The sequence below is a fragment of the Rhodococcoides kyotonense genome (assembly GCF_001645385.1).
In the GTDB taxonomy this organism is placed as follows: Bacteria; Actinomycetota; Actinomycetes; order Mycobacteriales; family Mycobacteriaceae; genus Rhodococcoides; species Rhodococcoides kyotonensis_B.
This window is the reverse complement of record NZ_LVHI01000021.1, coordinates 14,841-29,549: the sequence shown is the minus strand read 5'-3', so window position 1 is coordinate 29,549 and position 14,709 is coordinate 14,841. Positions and strand designations below refer to the sequence as shown.

Below are 14,709 nucleotides of genomic sequence, written 5' to 3'. Positions count from 1 at the left end.
CGTCCGAGTTGTCGGTCCCACGGTCGATGCAGGTCAGCGTGCTGAGCGGTCCGCAGGAGATCCGTCTCGAAGAGAGACCGGTGCCCACGCCGGCTGCCGACGAGGTGCTGGTCCGCGTGACCGCCGTCGGAGTGTGCGGTTCCGATGCGCACTACTACCGCGAGGGACGCATCGGTGACCACGTCTTGAACGGGCCTCTCGTCCTCGGACACGAAGCTGCGGGCGTCATCGTCGCCGTCGGATCTGCAGTCGCGGACACCCGCATCGGCCGGCGAGTGTCGATCGAGCCGCAACGTCCCGATCCGACGAGCTCCCAATCACGCGCGGGTCGCTACAACCTGTGCCCGTCCATGGAGTTCTTCGCGACGCCTCCCATCGACGGCGCGCTCGCCGAGTACGTACTGATCCAGTCCGTGTTCGCGCACGAGGTACCCGACGAGGTCTCCGACGAGGCCGCCGCGCTCTTCGAGCCACTGTCGGTCGGCATCGCGTCGGCGCAGAAGGCGCGCATCACCGCCGGATCGAGCGTTCTGATCGCGGGCGCAGGTCCCGTCGGACTCGTCACCGCTCAGGTCGCACGAGCGTTCGGCGCAACGGAGATCATCGTCAGCGACATCGACGAGAGCCGGCGCGTCCACGCATCGACGTTCGGCGCGACGCGTGTGCTCGACCCCGCCGTCGACGACATCCGGGGCCTCGAGGTCGACGCGTTCATCGACGCGTCCGGGGCGCCGCGGGCCGTCGTCGACGGCATCCATGCCGTTCGTCCCGCCGGTACCGTGGTGCTCGTCGGCATGGGCGGAGACGACTACGCTCTGCCGATCTCGCTGATCCAGAATCGAGAACTGGTTCTGACAGGCGTGTTTCGGTACGCGAACACGTGGCCTGTCGCTCGTCGACTCGTCCTCGCCGGGCAGGTCGACCTGGACTCGATGGTCACCGCTCGTTTCGATCTCGCGCACGTCGAGGACGCTCTGAACGCCGACAAACTTGCCGGGAGCATCAAAGCCGTAGTGGTCCCCGGGCTTTCGAAGGAGAAGAACGCATGAAGCTGAACAAGCACACGTTGGGTGACTTCATCGAGGACGTCGCGATACCCACCTACGATCGATCCGACGTGCAGGTCGGGATCGTGCACTTCGGCGTCGGCGGCTTCCACCGGGCGCACCAGGCGATGTACGTCGACCGTCTGATGCAGCAGGGCGAAGGTTCGGACTGGGGCATCTGCGGTGTCGGCGTTCTTCCCGGTGACCGGAAGATGAAGGACGTCATGGAGGCGCAGGACTGCCTGTACACGTTGGCGCTCAAGCATTCCGACGGAACGTGGGACACCCGGATCATCGGCTCGATCGTCGAGTACCTCTTCGCTCCCGACGATGCGGAGGCGGTCGTCGAGAAGATGGCTGCGGAGACGACGAAGATCGTCTCGCTCACCATCACCGAGGGTGGCTACAACTTTTCGGCGACGACGGGCGAGTTCGACGAGGAGAACCCGGCCATCAAGGCGGATCTCGCCGACGGAGCCGTTCCGTCGACCACGTTCGGTCTCGTCGTCGAGGCTCTTGCGCGACGCAAGGATCGGGGCCTGAAGCCTTTCACGATCATGTCGTGCGACAACATCGAGGGCAACGGTCACATCGCGCAGTCGACCTTCACGACGTTCGCTCGGCTGAAGGACCCGGCGCTCGCAGACTGGATCTCGGCCGAGGGTGCGTTCCCCAACTCGATGGTCGACCGCATCACGCCGGTCACCACGCCCGAAGTGATGGAGGGACTTTCGGAGCGCTACGCCATCGACGACAAGTGGCCCGTCGCAGGCGAGCCGTTCACGCAGTGGGTGCTCGAGGACAAGTTCACCGACGGACGACCGCCGTTCGAGGACGTCGGCGTCCAGGTCGTCGACGATGTCACGCCGTACGAACTGATGAAGTTGCGCTTGCTCAATGCAAGTCATCAGGCGCTCGCGTACTTCGGCTACCTCAGCGGGTACCGACTCGTGCACGAGGTGGCTCAGGATTCGCTGTTCTCCGAGTTCCTGTTGTCCTACATGGACAACGAGGCGACGCCGACGCTCCAGCCGGTCCCCGGCATCGACCTCGACGAGTACAAGAAGACATTGATCGAGCGGTTCTCGAACCCGGAGATTCGCGACACCGTCGCACGTCTGTGCGCCGAGTCGTCCGATCGAATTCCCAAGTGGCTATTGCCTGTCATTCGCAAGAATCTCGAGACCGGCGGCGATATCGTCCGGTCGACCGCGGTCGTCGCGAGCTGGGCGCGGTACGCCGAGGGCGTCGACGAACTCGGTCAGCCCATCGAGATCGTCGACCAGCTGAAGGACTCGCTGATCCCGATCGCCCAGTCGCAGCGGGAGAACCCGACGGCGTTCATCGCGAACCGGGCGGTGTTCGGCGACCTCGTGGACGACGATCGATTCGTCGAGGAGTACACGCGGCAACTCGCGTCGCTGCACGAGAACGGTGCTCGCGCAACGCTGGAGGCGCTCCGCCGCCCGTGAGTGCGAATACATAGCCCTCTATACATTCCCACTCACGTGGTGGTAACCGCCGCCCGTGAGTGGCGTCAGCGGCGGAACTCCGCAGTCCCGACGGTCCACGCCTTGGCCTGCTCGCTCAGCGTAAAGCCCAGACCCGGCCTCTCCGAGAGATGCATTCTGCCGTCACGGGTTTCGAGGTGCTCCTCGAACAGTGGATCCAGCCAGTCGAAGTGCTCGACCCACGTCTGCAGCGGGTACACGGCCGCGAGGTGCAGATGAACTTCCATCGCGAAGTGCGGCGCGAGTTGCAGGTTGTGATGCTCGGCCAGGCCGGCCAGTTTCAGGAACTGCGTGATGCCGCCGATGCGCGGGGCGTCGGGCTGGATGATGTCGACGGAACCTGCCTCGATGAGGCGGACGTGCTCGCCGACGCTGGCGAGCATCTCACCGGTGGCGATGGACGTGTCGAAGTTCCGCGCGAGCTGCGCATGGCCCTCGGCGTCGTACGCGTCGAGGGGCTCCTCGATCCAGACCAGGTCGAACTGTTCGAGGATGCGGCACATACGGTTTGCCGTCGGGCGGTCCCACTGCTGGTTGGCGTCGACCATCAGCGGGACGTCGTCGCCGAGATGCTCGCGCACCGCCGTGACACGCGCGATGTCCGTACGCCAATCGGGCTGTCCGACCTTGAGTTTGATGCCACCGATACCCGCCGCCAACGATGCGGTGGCGTTGTCGAGCACCTCTTCGATCGGCGTGTGCAGAAACCCGCCGGACGTGTTGTAGGTCTGCACCGAGTCGCGCGTCGCACCGATGAGCTTCGCCAGCGGCAACTGTGCACGCTTGGCCTTCAGATCCCACAATGCGATGTCGATCGCCGCAATGGCCTGCGTCGCAACGCCACTACGGCCGACGGACGCACCCGCCCACTGCAGCTTGGTCCAGATCTTGCCGATGTCGCTGGGATCCTCACCGATCAGAACGGGAGCGATCTCCTGCGCATGGGCGAATTGGGCTGGGCCGCCTGCCCTCTTGGAATAACTGAAACCGATACCCTCGTGTCCCTGTTCGGTCGTGATCTCGGCGAACAGGAACGCTACCTCGGTCATGGGCTTCTGACGGCCGGTGAGCACCTTGGCGTCGCTGATCGCATTCTCGAGCGGCAGCGTGATGGACGACAGCTTCACGTGGGCGATGCGGTCGATCGTCGCATCGCCTGCCGCGAGGGCCTTGATCGCGGCATCGGGAGCGGTGAGTCCGCTCGTCGGCTTCGTCGTGAAAGATGTGGACACTGCGGCGAACTCCCTTGAACGGTGGTCGTGGTCTGCCTCACACGCTATGACCCAGATCGATTCCGGTCCAACACTATTTGTGCATGCATTCATTCAATACCTGCACTGCATCTCCCGTTGGTGAAGCCTGGTGATGTTCGCGGCGATGTCCGCAACCCGCCCGACGAAGGTGTGATGGGTGACGCCGGACGAGTGCGGGGTCATCAAGATGTTCGGCAGCTCTTCGAACGGCAGTGCGCTCGGCTTTCCGACACCGTCGGGCCCTGGGTACCGGTACCAGACGTCGATGGCAGCGGCCGCAATCACCCTGTCCGACAACGCGTCGAACAGCGCCTGCTCCTGCACCAGCGGGCCGCGCCCGACGTTCACCAATACGCCGTCGGCCCCCAGGGACGCCAACTCGGAAGCCCCGATCATGCCGCGCGTGTCGTCGGTCAACGGTGCGGACACGACGACGACGTCGGACCACTGCATCAAGTTCACGAGATCATTTGTGTCCGAATGCCATTCCAACGACGCGCCGGTGTCTCGTCCGCTTCCGGTGACCGCGGCGCCGACGCAGCCGTAGGCCTCGAACAGCCTCCACGTCCGTTGACCGATGTGCCCGAATCCGACGAATCCGATTCGGGCTCCGCTCAACGACATCGGCTGCGGAATCGACGGATCGTAGACCGATGTTCGGAAACGCCCGTCGCGCAATGCACGATCCTGTACCAGGAAGTCACGACGCATCATGACGGTCGCGGCGACGACGTACTCGGCGATCGACTGCTCGTGGTGAAAGGTGTTGCAGACGAGAACATCCGGACCGAGACCGGAACGGTCGACATTGTCGGTGCCCGCGCCGGCAACATGAATCATGCGAAGGCGCGGTGCCGCAGCGCCCATCGCCGCACTGAACCGACCGCCCACGTACACGTCCGCGTCACCGAGCTCTTCGATGGCGGTGGCCTCGTCGAACGGGACGACCCAGACGACCTCGACGTCGTCCGGGAGCCCCATCGACAACTGCTCCCTGTGCGGCAGAACGTTTCGATCTCCGACGACGATCTTCATCGGTCCACCGTCACCGAACGAGGGCGGGCCGCTTGCTGTCGAATGCCCACCCGTCGATCAGGTACTGCATGCCGATCGAGTCGTCGCGAGCGCCGAGGCCTTCGCGCTGATACAGCTCGTGTGCCGCGTCGACTCTGTCCCAATCGAGTTCGACGCCGAGGCCCGGCTTGTCGGGCACCGTCAGGTAGCCGCCCTCGATGCGGTACGGATCCTTGGTGACGCGCTGTCCGTCCTGCCAGATCCAGTGCGTGTCGATGGCCGTGATGTCGCCGGGTGCGGCAGCGGCCACATGCGTGAACATCGCGAGGGACACGTCGAAGTGGTTGTTGGAGTGCGATCCCCACGTCAGTCCCCATGCGTCGCACAGTTGCGCGACGCGCACCGAACCGTTCATCGTCCAGAAGTGCGGGTCGGCGAGCGGGATGTCGACGGCACCCGATCGGATGGTGTGGCCCATCTCGCGCCAATCGGTGGCGATCATGTTGGTCGCGGTCGGGAGGCCGGTCGCGCGCTTGAACTCGGCCATGACTTCGCGACCGGAGAAGCCGCCTTCGGGCCCGACGGGATCCTCGGCGTACGCGAGTACGTCGCGCAGTCCGCGGCAGGTCTCGATCGCTTCCTTCAGTAGCCAGCCCCCGTTGGGGTCCAACGTGATTCGTGCGTCGGGGAATCGCCGCGCGAGTGCGGTGACGGCTGCGGCCTCCTCGGCGGCAGGCAATACGCCGCCCTTGAGCTTGAAATCCTGGAAGCCGTACCGCTCTTGTGCCGCTTCGGCCAGCCGCACGACGGCGTCGGGAGTCAGCGCTTCCTCGTGCCGGATGCGTTCCCAGTCGTCGGCGCCTGCGCCCTCGTCCGCGGCGGTGCGGTACGCGAGGTCGGTTTTGGCGGCGTCGCCCACGAAGAACAGGTAGCCGAGCGCCTGCACCTTCTCACGCTGCTGGCCCTCGCCGAGCAGGGCGGCGACACTGACGCCCAGGTGCTGGCCGAGCAGGTCCAACAAGGCCGACTCGACGGCGGTCTCCGCGTGCACGGCGATGCGTAGATCGAATGTCTGCGCTCCACGACCACCGGAATCTCTGTCCGAGAACGCCGTGCGCATCGATCGGAGCACCGCGTTGTACGTGCCGATCGACGCACCCTCGACGAGGGATCGCGCGTCTTCGAGGCATCGCCTGATCGGCTCGCCACCGGGAACTTCCCCGACGCCGACGCGGCCGTCGGAATCGGTGAGAATCACCAGGTTTCGCGTGAAGTACGGCGCGTGCGCGCCACTGAGGTTGAGCAGCATGTCGTCGTGTCCTGCGATCGGCACGACGCGCATCTCGGCGACGACGGGAGTGGTGGTACGTGCGTTCATGATCGAACCTTCTCGGTAGCGTTCGGAACAGTATCCTTGCTGGACTTCTTGATGAACAGCACCGACAGTGCTGCGAGCGCCGAGCACGCCGCCAGGGCGTACAGGCCCCAGGTCACGGACCCGGTGGCGTCCTGGATGAGGCCGAAGCTGAACGGTGCGACGAATCCACCGAGGTTGCCGACGGAGTTGATGACGGCGATGGCCGCGGCCAGCACCATCGGGTGCAGTGTCGACTGCGGGATCGACCAGAACAACGGGCTTGCGCTCTTGAAGCCCATCGCGGCGATGCACAGGAAGATCAGTGCGATCCACGGTGTCGCGACGGCGGCGAGCAGCGTTCCGACGGCCGCAGTGAGCAGCGCGACGATCAGCAGCGGGCGACGGTTGCCGGTCCGGTCACCGATCTTGGACATGTAGTACATCGCGAACACTGCGCAGATCCACGGCAGGGACGACAGCAGTCCGACGGTGATGTCGTTCGTTCCGTCGATGCGCCTGATGATCGACGGGAGCCAGAACGTGTTGGCGTAGATCGACAGCTGGATCGCGAAGTAGATCCAGATGAAGAGCATGAGCTTCGGGTCGAGCAGCATCTTCCAGCGTGAACGACCGTCTCCCATACCGGAGGTCTCGGACTTCGCGGCCTCCTCGGCGGCGATCGTCGCGTTCAGGTCGCGCTTTTCCTCGTCGGTCAGCCAGGTGGCGTCCTTGACGTGGGAGTCGATGAGGAAGTACGCGATGATTCCGACGACGACGGACAGCAGACCTTCGATGCCGAACAGGTACTGCCAACCGCGGTGGCCGAACAGGCCGTCGAGCGACAGAAGCGGGCCGGACAACGGGCCCGAGATCGCCGCGGCGATCGACGAGCCGGCGACGAACAACGCGGTCGCACGTCCGCGGTGGGTGTTCGGCAGCCATTTCGCGAAGTAGAAGATGATCGCCGGGAAGAAGCCCGCTTCGGCAGCTCCGAGGAGGAATCGGAGGATGTAGAACATCGTCGGGCCGTTGACGAAGGCCATCAGGAACGAGATGGTTCCCCAGCTGACCATGATGCGCGTCAACCAGATCTTGGCGCCGAACTTCTCCATCATCACGTTGCTGGGCAGTTCGAAGAGCGCGTAGGCGATGAAGAAGACGCCTGCACCGAATCCGTATGCGGCAGCGCTGATTCCGACGTCGGCCTCGAGATGCTCGCGTGCGTAGCCGATGTTGGACCTGTTGAGCTGGTTGCAGATCAACATGATGATGAACAGCGGAACCACGCGGCGGAAGATCTTCGCCACTGCGGAGTCCACGGCAGGAGTCGGCGGAAGAGTGATCGACAACGGCCACTCCTTTCTGTAGATCGGGTCCGGTCTGTGTTCGCGCACAGACCTGTAGGACCACGTGTGATGCGGGCGCAGCACCGTGTGACCGGTGACTCGGCTCACATGACCTTAAGCACCGCCGACGATTCATGTCCAAGACCAACTAGGCATGAACTGATTCACGATCTGCATCGATACAACCCGGGGCGCGGGACGTGGATCGATACCAGACGAGCATCGACAGCACCATCTTTTGACTTGGACACGTATCGATCACAGGCATAACGTCGTCATCTATGAGGCAGGTCACGCGCCACGGCCGGACCGATCCGCTGCCTCACACACGCTTGGCGATCTACACAGCTCGGCCATGTACACGAAAAGGAGTCCGCATGACAGCATCGCTCACGCAGTCCACCGAATTGGTCGGCGCGTCGATCATCGCCGGCGAGTCCGTGCAGGGCACCGGCACCGCAGTCCACGGGATCGACCCGAGCACCGGCGAGAATCTCGAACCCTCCTACAAGCACGGTGACCTCGGCCAGGTCGAGCAGGCGACGTCCGCGGCAGCAGCAGCGTTCGACGCCTACCGCTCCACGTCGTCGCAGTCGCGTGCACAGTTCCTCGACACCATCGCCGACAACATCGCCGCGCTGGGCGAGACGCTGATCGACCGCGCGGTCGCCGAGTCCGGACTGCCCAAAGCCCGTATCACCGGTGAAGTCGCACGGACGACGGGCCAGCTTCGGCTCTTCGCATCGGTCCTGCGTGAGGGCAGCTGGAACGGTGCGCGCATCGACCCGGCCATCCCGGACCGCACCCCGCTCCCCCGCGCCGACATTCGTCAGCGGAAGGTTCCGCTCGGCCCCGTCGTCGTCTTCGGTGCCAGCAACTTCCCCCTCGCGTTCTCGGTCGCGGGCGGCGACACGGCGTCGGCTCTCGCCGCCGGATGCCCTGTCATCGTCAAGGCTCACGACGCCCACCCCGGAACTTCCGAGCTCGTCGGTCGTGCAGTCTCCGACGCCGTCGCGTCGACCGGAATGCCCGCAGGCACCTTCTCGCTGCTGTACGGATCGGGCCGCACGCTCGGGACCGCGCTCGTGACCGATCCGCGAGTCAAGGCCGTCGGATTCACCGGATCACGTTCGGGTGGAACGGCTCTCGTGGCTGCCGCCGCAGGCCGTCGTGAACCGATTCCGGTGTACGCCGAGATGAGCTCGATCAATCCCGTCTTCGTTCTGAGTGCAGCGCTCGACTCCCGTGGCGCCGACCTGGGACGCGCGTTCGTCGGGTCTCTCACGATGGGGTCGGGCCAGTTCTGCACGAACCCCGGACTCGTCATCGCCGTCGACGGCCCCGGTTTGGACACGTTCGTCGAGGCCGCTCGGGCTGCCGTGTCCGAGGCTGCTCCGACGACGATGCTGACCCCCAACATCGCTGCCTCGTACGCGAGCGGCGTCGAAGAACTCGGGAAGTCCGCGACGGAGCTGGCTCGCGGCACCGAAACCGACGCGCCGAACGCCTGCCGCGCAGCGCTGTTCACCACCGACGCAGACACGTTCGTCACGTCCGAAGTCGAGCAGCAGGAAGTCTTCGGCGCCTCCAGCTTGATCGTGCGCTGCCGCGACGCCCAGCAGGTTCGTGACGTGGCCGTCCGCCTCGAGGGTCAGCTCACCGCCACGATCCACGGCGACGACGCGGATCACGCGGAGGCAGGCAAGCTGCTGTCGACTCTCGAGCTGAAGGCCGGACGGATCCTGTTCGACGGCTGGCCCACCGGCGTCGAGGTCGGTCACGCGATGGTTCACGGCGGGCCCTTCCCCGCCACCTCCGATTCGCGCACCACGTCGGTCGGTTCTCTCGCCATCGAACGCTTCCTGCGTCCGGTCGCCTACCAGGACGTCCCGAAGTCGTTGCTTCCCAGTGCAATTGCCGACGGCAACCCCGACGGGATCTGGCGACGCGTCGACGGCGCCCTCACCCAAGACTGATCCCCCCTCCACACACGACTGCCCATACGACTGCCCACGATCACAGGAGACAAGACCATGCTCGACGGAGTCCTCTTCTTCCCCGTCACCCCGTTCACCGCAGCCGGCGAGGTCGATTACGACCTGCTGGCGGCCCACGTCGCCAAGGGCGTCGACGCCGGCCCCGGTGGCGTGTTCATCGCGTGCGGTACCGGAGAATTCCATGCGCTCGGACTCGAAGAGTTCGGCAAGATCGTGCGCACCGCGGTCGACGTCGTCGCCGGCCGTGTTCCGGTCTACGCCGGCGCGGGCGGATCCGTCGTGCAGGCCCAGGCGTTCGCACGCAGCGCGAAGGAGAACGGTGCGGACGGCATCCTTCTCCTTCCGCCGTACCTCGTGACGATGCCTCAGGCCGGTCTCGTCGGCTACACCAAGGCTGTCGCGGACACGACCGATCTGCCGCTCATCGTGTACAACCGCAGCAACGCACGCTTCACTGAATCGTCGGCAGTCGCGGTGGCACAGCTGCCGACGGTCGTCGGATTCAAGGACGGCACAGGCGATCTCGATCAGGTCGGCCGCATCGTCCGCGCGGTGCTCGACGCGCTGGAACCGTCGGGCAAGCAGTTCCAGTTCTTCAACGGCCTGCCGACGGCAGAGGTCTCGCAGCAGGCGTACCGCGCGATCGGTGTCACGCTGTACTCCTCGGCCACGTTCGCGTTCGCGCCGGAGCTGGCACTCGCCTTCTACCGCTCGCTCGAAAGCGGCAACGAGAAGCTGACTGCGACGCTGCTGCGCGAGTTCTTCCACCCCCTCGTGCGTCTGCGCGACCAGGTTCCCGGCTATGCGGTCTCGCTCATCAAGGCGGGCGTCACGATGGAAGGCATCGAGGCCGGCCCGGTCCGTCCGCCGCTCGTCGACATCAGCAGTGCACACCTGAGCGAACTCACCGAGATCGTCGCGAACGGCCGCGCGGTTCTCGGACACGAGCTCGCGGTGCACTGATGGCCGCGCCGATCAGGATCACGGGCGCGCGCATCACGCCCGTTGCCTTCGCTGATCCGCCGCTGCTCAACACCGTCGGTGTCCATCAGCCGTACGCCCTGCGTGCGATCATCCAGTTGGACACGGACGCAGGCATCGTCGGTCTCGGCGAGACGTACGCGGACACGGCGCACGTCGCGCGGATGGAGGCGGCAGCCGAGGCAATCACCGGCCTGGACGTGTTCGCGCTCAACGAGATTCGATCTGCCATCGATACCCAACTGGCGTCGTCGATCGTCACCGGCGGCGACGGCGTCGCCGGGATGATCACGACCGCGAGCACGACGGATCGCGTCTTCTCGCCGTTCGAGGTCGCCTGCCTCGACGTGCAGGGCAAGATCCTCGGGCGTCCGGTGTCGGATCTGTTGGGCGGCAGGGTCAGAGACGCGGTTCCGTTCAGCGCCTATCTGTTCTACAAGTGGGCGGCACATCCCGGTGCCGAGCCCGACGAGTGGGGTGAGGCGCTCGATCCCGGCGGGCTGGTTCGGCAGGCCCGAAAGATGATCGGCGAGTACGGCTTCGGAGCGATCAAGGTGAAGGGTGGAGTGTTTCCGCCCGACGAGGAGATCGCGGGAATCAAAGCATTGCGGGAAGCCTTCCCGGAACTGCCGCTGCGGCTCGATCCGAATGCCGCATGGACCGTCGACACGTCCATCAGGGTGGCCGGCGAACTCGACGGCATCGTCGAATACCTGGAAGACCCGACGCCCGGGCTCGACGGCATGGCCGAGGTGGCACGAGAGGCGAAAATGCCTCTCGCCACCAACATGTGTGTCGTCGCATTCGATCAGCTCAAGCCTGCTGTACTGCGAGATTCGGTGCAGGTCGTACTGTCCGACCATCACTACTGGGGCGGTCTGCAGCGTTCTCGTCTGCTCGCGGGCGTGTGCGACAACTTCGACATGGGCTTGTCGATGCACTCCAACAGCCACCTGGGGATCAGCCTCGCCGCGATGGTGCATCTGGCGGCGGCGACGCCGAATCTGACGTACGCATGCGACACGCACTGGCCGTGGAAGACCGAGGACGTCGTCAAGCCCGGGGTTCTCGGGATCGTCGACGGCGCCGTCGCCGTTCCCACCGGGCCGGGACTCGGCATCGAGATCGACGACGACGCACTCGCCGCGTTGCATCGGCAGTATCTCGACTGCGGTCTGCGGGACCGCGACGACACCGGGTACATGAAGAGCATCGACCCGAGTTTCGAGAACACCAGTCCCCGCTGGTAACTGATCGGCGGAGGCCGCTCGTAGGTTAAGTTGATACCCGACCTGACCACGAGCGGCTTTCTTCGATATCAGGAGTGAATGAATTGTTTTCGCTCAACAGGCTCACGTGCTTCATCGCGGTCGCCGAGGAACTTCACTTCGGCCGCGCCGCCGAGAGACTGCACATGACCCAGCCGCCGCTCAGTCGGCAGATACAGCAGCTCGAGAACGAGGTCGGCGTCCAGCTCATCGACCGCACCAGCCGTTCCGTGACGCTGACGGCGGCAGGCGTCGCGTTCCTTCCCGACGCCCGCCGGATCGTGCACCTGGCCGAAGGCGCAGTACTGACCGTGCGACGCGTCCCCACCGGCGATCTCGGTACCGTCACAGTCGGATTCACGGGCGCCTCCGCGCATGCGGTCTTGCCGCAGCTGCTCGAGAAAGCGAGAGAGCAGCTTCCCGACGTCAAAGTGGTTCTGCGCGAGATGGTCTCGGCGGTACAGATGGAGTCGCTGGCGATCGGCGACATCGACCTCGGTCTTGCCAGGCCTCCGTTGAACAGGCCGGGCATCTCGTCCCGACCGGTGCTGCACGAGTCGTTCGTCGCCGCCCTGCCGGAATCGCATCCGCTCGCGCAGCACGACAAGCTGACGATCGAGGAATTCGACGACCAGCCGATCGTCATGTACTCGCCCGTCGATGCCCGGTACTTTCACGAGTTGCTGATCAGCACGTTCACCGTCGTCGGCGTCACGCCGCGGTACGTGCAATACGTGACGCAGGTGCACACGATGCTGGTACTGGTGCGCTCGGGAATCGGAATGGCCCTGGTTCCCTCCTCGTCGAGGACCATGCAGCCGGAAGGCGTCGTGTTCCGGCCTATCGACACGACGCCCAAACGACCGGTCGAACTACACGCCGCCTGGCGGCCGGACAACGAGAACCCAGCGTTGCACAGATTTATGTCGGACGTCCTGCCTGCACGGGAGTGGAGCTGACGGGGTGGGCTGGGGTGGGACTGACTCGGGCCCGGCTGGCGGGTGGGACTGACACTGGCCCGGCTGGCGGGTTGGACGGGCACGGCTGGCGGGTTGGACTGGCTCGGGCTGACTCGGGCCCGGCTGGCGGTATCTGCGTTCAGGCATGACTGTGAGCGGTGCAGATTTCGCTCTGCACCGCTCGTGGAATCGTTTCGCGCAGGACAACGCGCACCGAAGCTACGGCTCCGGGTCCTCCGGCTCGGAGTACAGATACTCCTGCGGATGGTGGTAGTGATTCACCATGCCGCGGCGATCCGGGTCGACGGATTCGGGTGGGTGCCACTGAGTTCGGCCCGGCTGGGGATGATCGGGGCCTGTCGTCGTCGTGGCCCAGTCGTTCGGACCGTCGCCGACGAGCGGATGGTGCAGGTCGCAACCGAAGGTGAGGGAGTCGATGTCGGTCTCGCCTCCGGTGGCCCACTCGTTCAGGTGGTGGACTTGGCACCAGGTCGCAGGACGGGTGCACATCGGGAACGTGCATCCCCGGTCTCGGGCCATCAGAACGATCCGCTGGTCTGCCGACGCGAGGCGCTTCGAGCGGCCGAGGTAGAGGGCCTGTCCGTCGTCGTCGAAAATCGCCAGGTACTGGTGGGCGTGCGACGCCATCCGTATCGCATCGCGGACGGTCACCAGCGAACCGGTGCCCGTGACAGCATGCCCCGACGCGGTTTCCAGGTCCTTCGCCGTCATCGTGATCACTGCCGTCACCGGGAGGCCTCGGTGCTGGCCCAGATTCCCCGACGCCAGCATCTGACGCAGTACCGCCTTCATCGCATCGTGGTTTCGCTGGCCCTGGTTGCGCATATCCCGTCCGGCTCGGCGCTTCTCGTCCTCGGAGTTCACCGAGTCGCGGGTAGAGGCAGAGTGATCCGCGGAACCGGAGTCGCTACTGGGGCTGTCGGAGTCCGGGGAACCGGACTCACCACCGGGGCTGTCGGAGTCCGCGGAACCGGAGTCGCAACCAGGGCTAGCGGAGTCTTTGGGGCCGGACTCGCCACCGGGGCTGTCGGAGTCCTCATCACGGTCGAACAACGTCGGTTCGTCGTTCGACGTGTCGCTCGGGTCGTCCTCTGCGACTGGCTTCGGCTCGTCCGGGTTGCAGTTCCCCGCCTTCGCGTACTTGGCCAGGATCGGTTCGAGGTATGCACGGAACTCTGCGTCGATGACGAAGCTACCCTTGCTGAGTCCGTCCTTGCCTTGCCGCCCGAGCCGGAAGAAGCACTTCGCTATCGAATCCTTCTCGTCTTTCAGCGATCCGTCCGGATCCAGAAGCGCGTGCAGCCGGGCTGCGGCCACTCGAAGTTGTTCGGGCGTAACCTGTTTCGCCAGATCGGACAACAGGATCTCGGACTGAACCTTCGAATCGTGATCCACTGCTCCCGGCAGATCTTTGAAGAACTCGTCGATGACGGTGACGTGGGCAGCGTCGATGTGCCCGTCGCGGTGAGCCTCGGCAGTCGTCGGGTACTGCGGCTCCAGCTTCTCTCCCGTCAGCGCACGACCGTCGGCGATCTTGGCCGCGATCTTGATGCGCTTGCCTGCGACACTCGGGTCGACGAGCAGCAAACTCGCCAACCGCGACGCATTCGTCCTGTCCGGAAGCACTGCCAGACCGTCGTTCTCGATCAGTTCGGTCAGCCAGGTGTGCGAGGTGCCGTACATCGCCCGAGAGAGCTTCTCCATCCGCACCAGAAGGGCACGGCGGTCGGCGTCGTCGAGCATGCTCGTATCCACATCGGCGACCGAATCCCACGCACTTTCCATGGATTCCACAGCAGCCAGGAGGGAGGCGTCGGAAATCGGCAGCACTGCCCGCGCGCTTGCAACCCCCACGTCGTCGGCAAGGCCGGCAACACTCTCCCCCGAAAGCATGAACCCACTCTAGCCCAACTTTCGCACTTTGTCGAACAAATGTTCGAAGACCGGCTCAGTTGA

Annotated in this window: 11 protein-coding genes; 6 read left to right on the top strand and 5 right to left on the bottom strand. The window is 65.1% G+C overall.

The features are described 5' to 3' along the window. The first annotated feature begins 26 nt into the window (after positions 1 to 26). Both A3K89_RS15450 and A3K89_RS15445 read left to right on the top strand, forming a co-directional pair. Positions 27 to 1,049 (top strand): NAD(P)-dependent alcohol dehydrogenase, encoded by a 1,023-nt coding sequence (locus A3K89_RS15450; RefSeq protein WP_068427542.1) that lies wholly within the window; start codon positions 27 to 29, stop codon positions 1,047 to 1,049. Then, positions 1,046 to 2,518, top strand: a complete 1,473-nt coding sequence (locus A3K89_RS15445) for a mannitol dehydrogenase family protein (RefSeq protein WP_068427540.1) — start codon at positions 1,046 to 1,048, stop codon at positions 2,516 to 2,518. The genes A3K89_RS15450 and A3K89_RS15445 overlap by 4 nt, the downstream gene beginning before the upstream one ends. 65 nt (positions 2,519 to 2,583) lie before the next feature. Here A3K89_RS15445 and A3K89_RS15440 read toward each other — a convergent pair whose 3' ends face one another. The 4 genes from A3K89_RS15440 to A3K89_RS15425 form a co-directional block, all read right to left on the bottom strand. Continuing rightward, positions 2,584 to 3,732 (bottom strand): L-talarate/galactarate dehydratase, encoded by a 1,149-nt coding sequence (locus tag A3K89_RS15440; RefSeq protein WP_174551437.1) that lies wholly within the window; start codon positions 3,730 to 3,732, stop codon positions 2,584 to 2,586. A 150-nt stretch (positions 3,733 to 3,882) separates the two neighbouring features. Continuing rightward, positions 3,883 to 4,845, bottom strand: coding sequence for a 2-hydroxyacid dehydrogenase (locus A3K89_RS15435; protein WP_068427535.1), 963 nt, complete (start codon positions 4,843 to 4,845; stop codon positions 3,883 to 3,885). A 10-nt stretch (positions 4,846 to 4,855) separates the two neighbouring features. Then, entirely contained in the window at positions 4,856 to 6,202 is a 1,347-nt protein-coding gene (locus A3K89_RS15430) for an enolase C-terminal domain-like protein (RefSeq protein ID WP_068427534.1), read from the bottom strand. Continuing rightward, complete coding sequence (locus A3K89_RS15425; RefSeq protein ID WP_068427617.1) at positions 6,199 to 7,530, bottom strand: MFS transporter; 1,332 nt, start codon at positions 7,528 to 7,530, stop codon at positions 6,199 to 6,201. Before A3K89_RS15425 ends, A3K89_RS15430 begins: the two co-directional genes overlap by 4 nt. Positions 7,531 to 7,904: 374 nt before the next feature. On the opposite strand from A3K89_RS15425, the gene A3K89_RS15420 reads away from it, so the two are divergent. The 4 genes from A3K89_RS15420 (at position 7,905) to A3K89_RS15405 (ending at position 12,732) form a co-directional block, all read left to right on the top strand. After that, complete coding sequence (locus tag A3K89_RS15420) at positions 7,905 to 9,503, top strand: aldehyde dehydrogenase (NADP(+)) (RefSeq protein ID WP_068427533.1); 1,599 nt, start codon at positions 7,905 to 7,907, stop codon at positions 9,501 to 9,503. A 57-nt stretch (positions 9,504 to 9,560) separates the two neighbouring features. Next, positions 9,561 to 10,487, top strand: a complete 927-nt coding sequence (locus A3K89_RS15415) for a 5-dehydro-4-deoxyglucarate dehydratase (RefSeq protein WP_068427531.1) — start codon at positions 9,561 to 9,563, stop codon at positions 10,485 to 10,487. Next, entirely contained in the window at positions 10,484 to 11,755 is a 1,272-nt protein-coding gene (locus tag A3K89_RS15410; protein ID WP_157105357.1) for a glucarate dehydratase family protein, read from the top strand. Before A3K89_RS15415 ends, A3K89_RS15410 begins: the two co-directional genes overlap by 4 nt. An 83-nt stretch (positions 11,756 to 11,838) precedes the next feature. Beyond that, the gene (locus A3K89_RS15405; RefSeq protein WP_068427612.1) at positions 11,839 to 12,732 is read left to right on the top strand and encodes a LysR substrate-binding domain-containing protein; all 894 of its coding nucleotides are present in this window, start codon (positions 11,839 to 11,841) and stop codon (positions 12,730 to 12,732) included. 219 nt (positions 12,733 to 12,951) lie between these two features. Here A3K89_RS15405 and A3K89_RS15400 read toward each other — a convergent pair whose 3' ends face one another. Beyond that, positions 12,952 to 14,646 (bottom strand): DUF222 domain-containing protein, encoded by a 1,695-nt coding sequence (locus A3K89_RS15400; RefSeq protein WP_084423827.1) that lies wholly within the window; start codon positions 14,644 to 14,646, stop codon positions 12,952 to 12,954. Positions 14,647 to 14,709 lie beyond the last annotated feature (63 nt).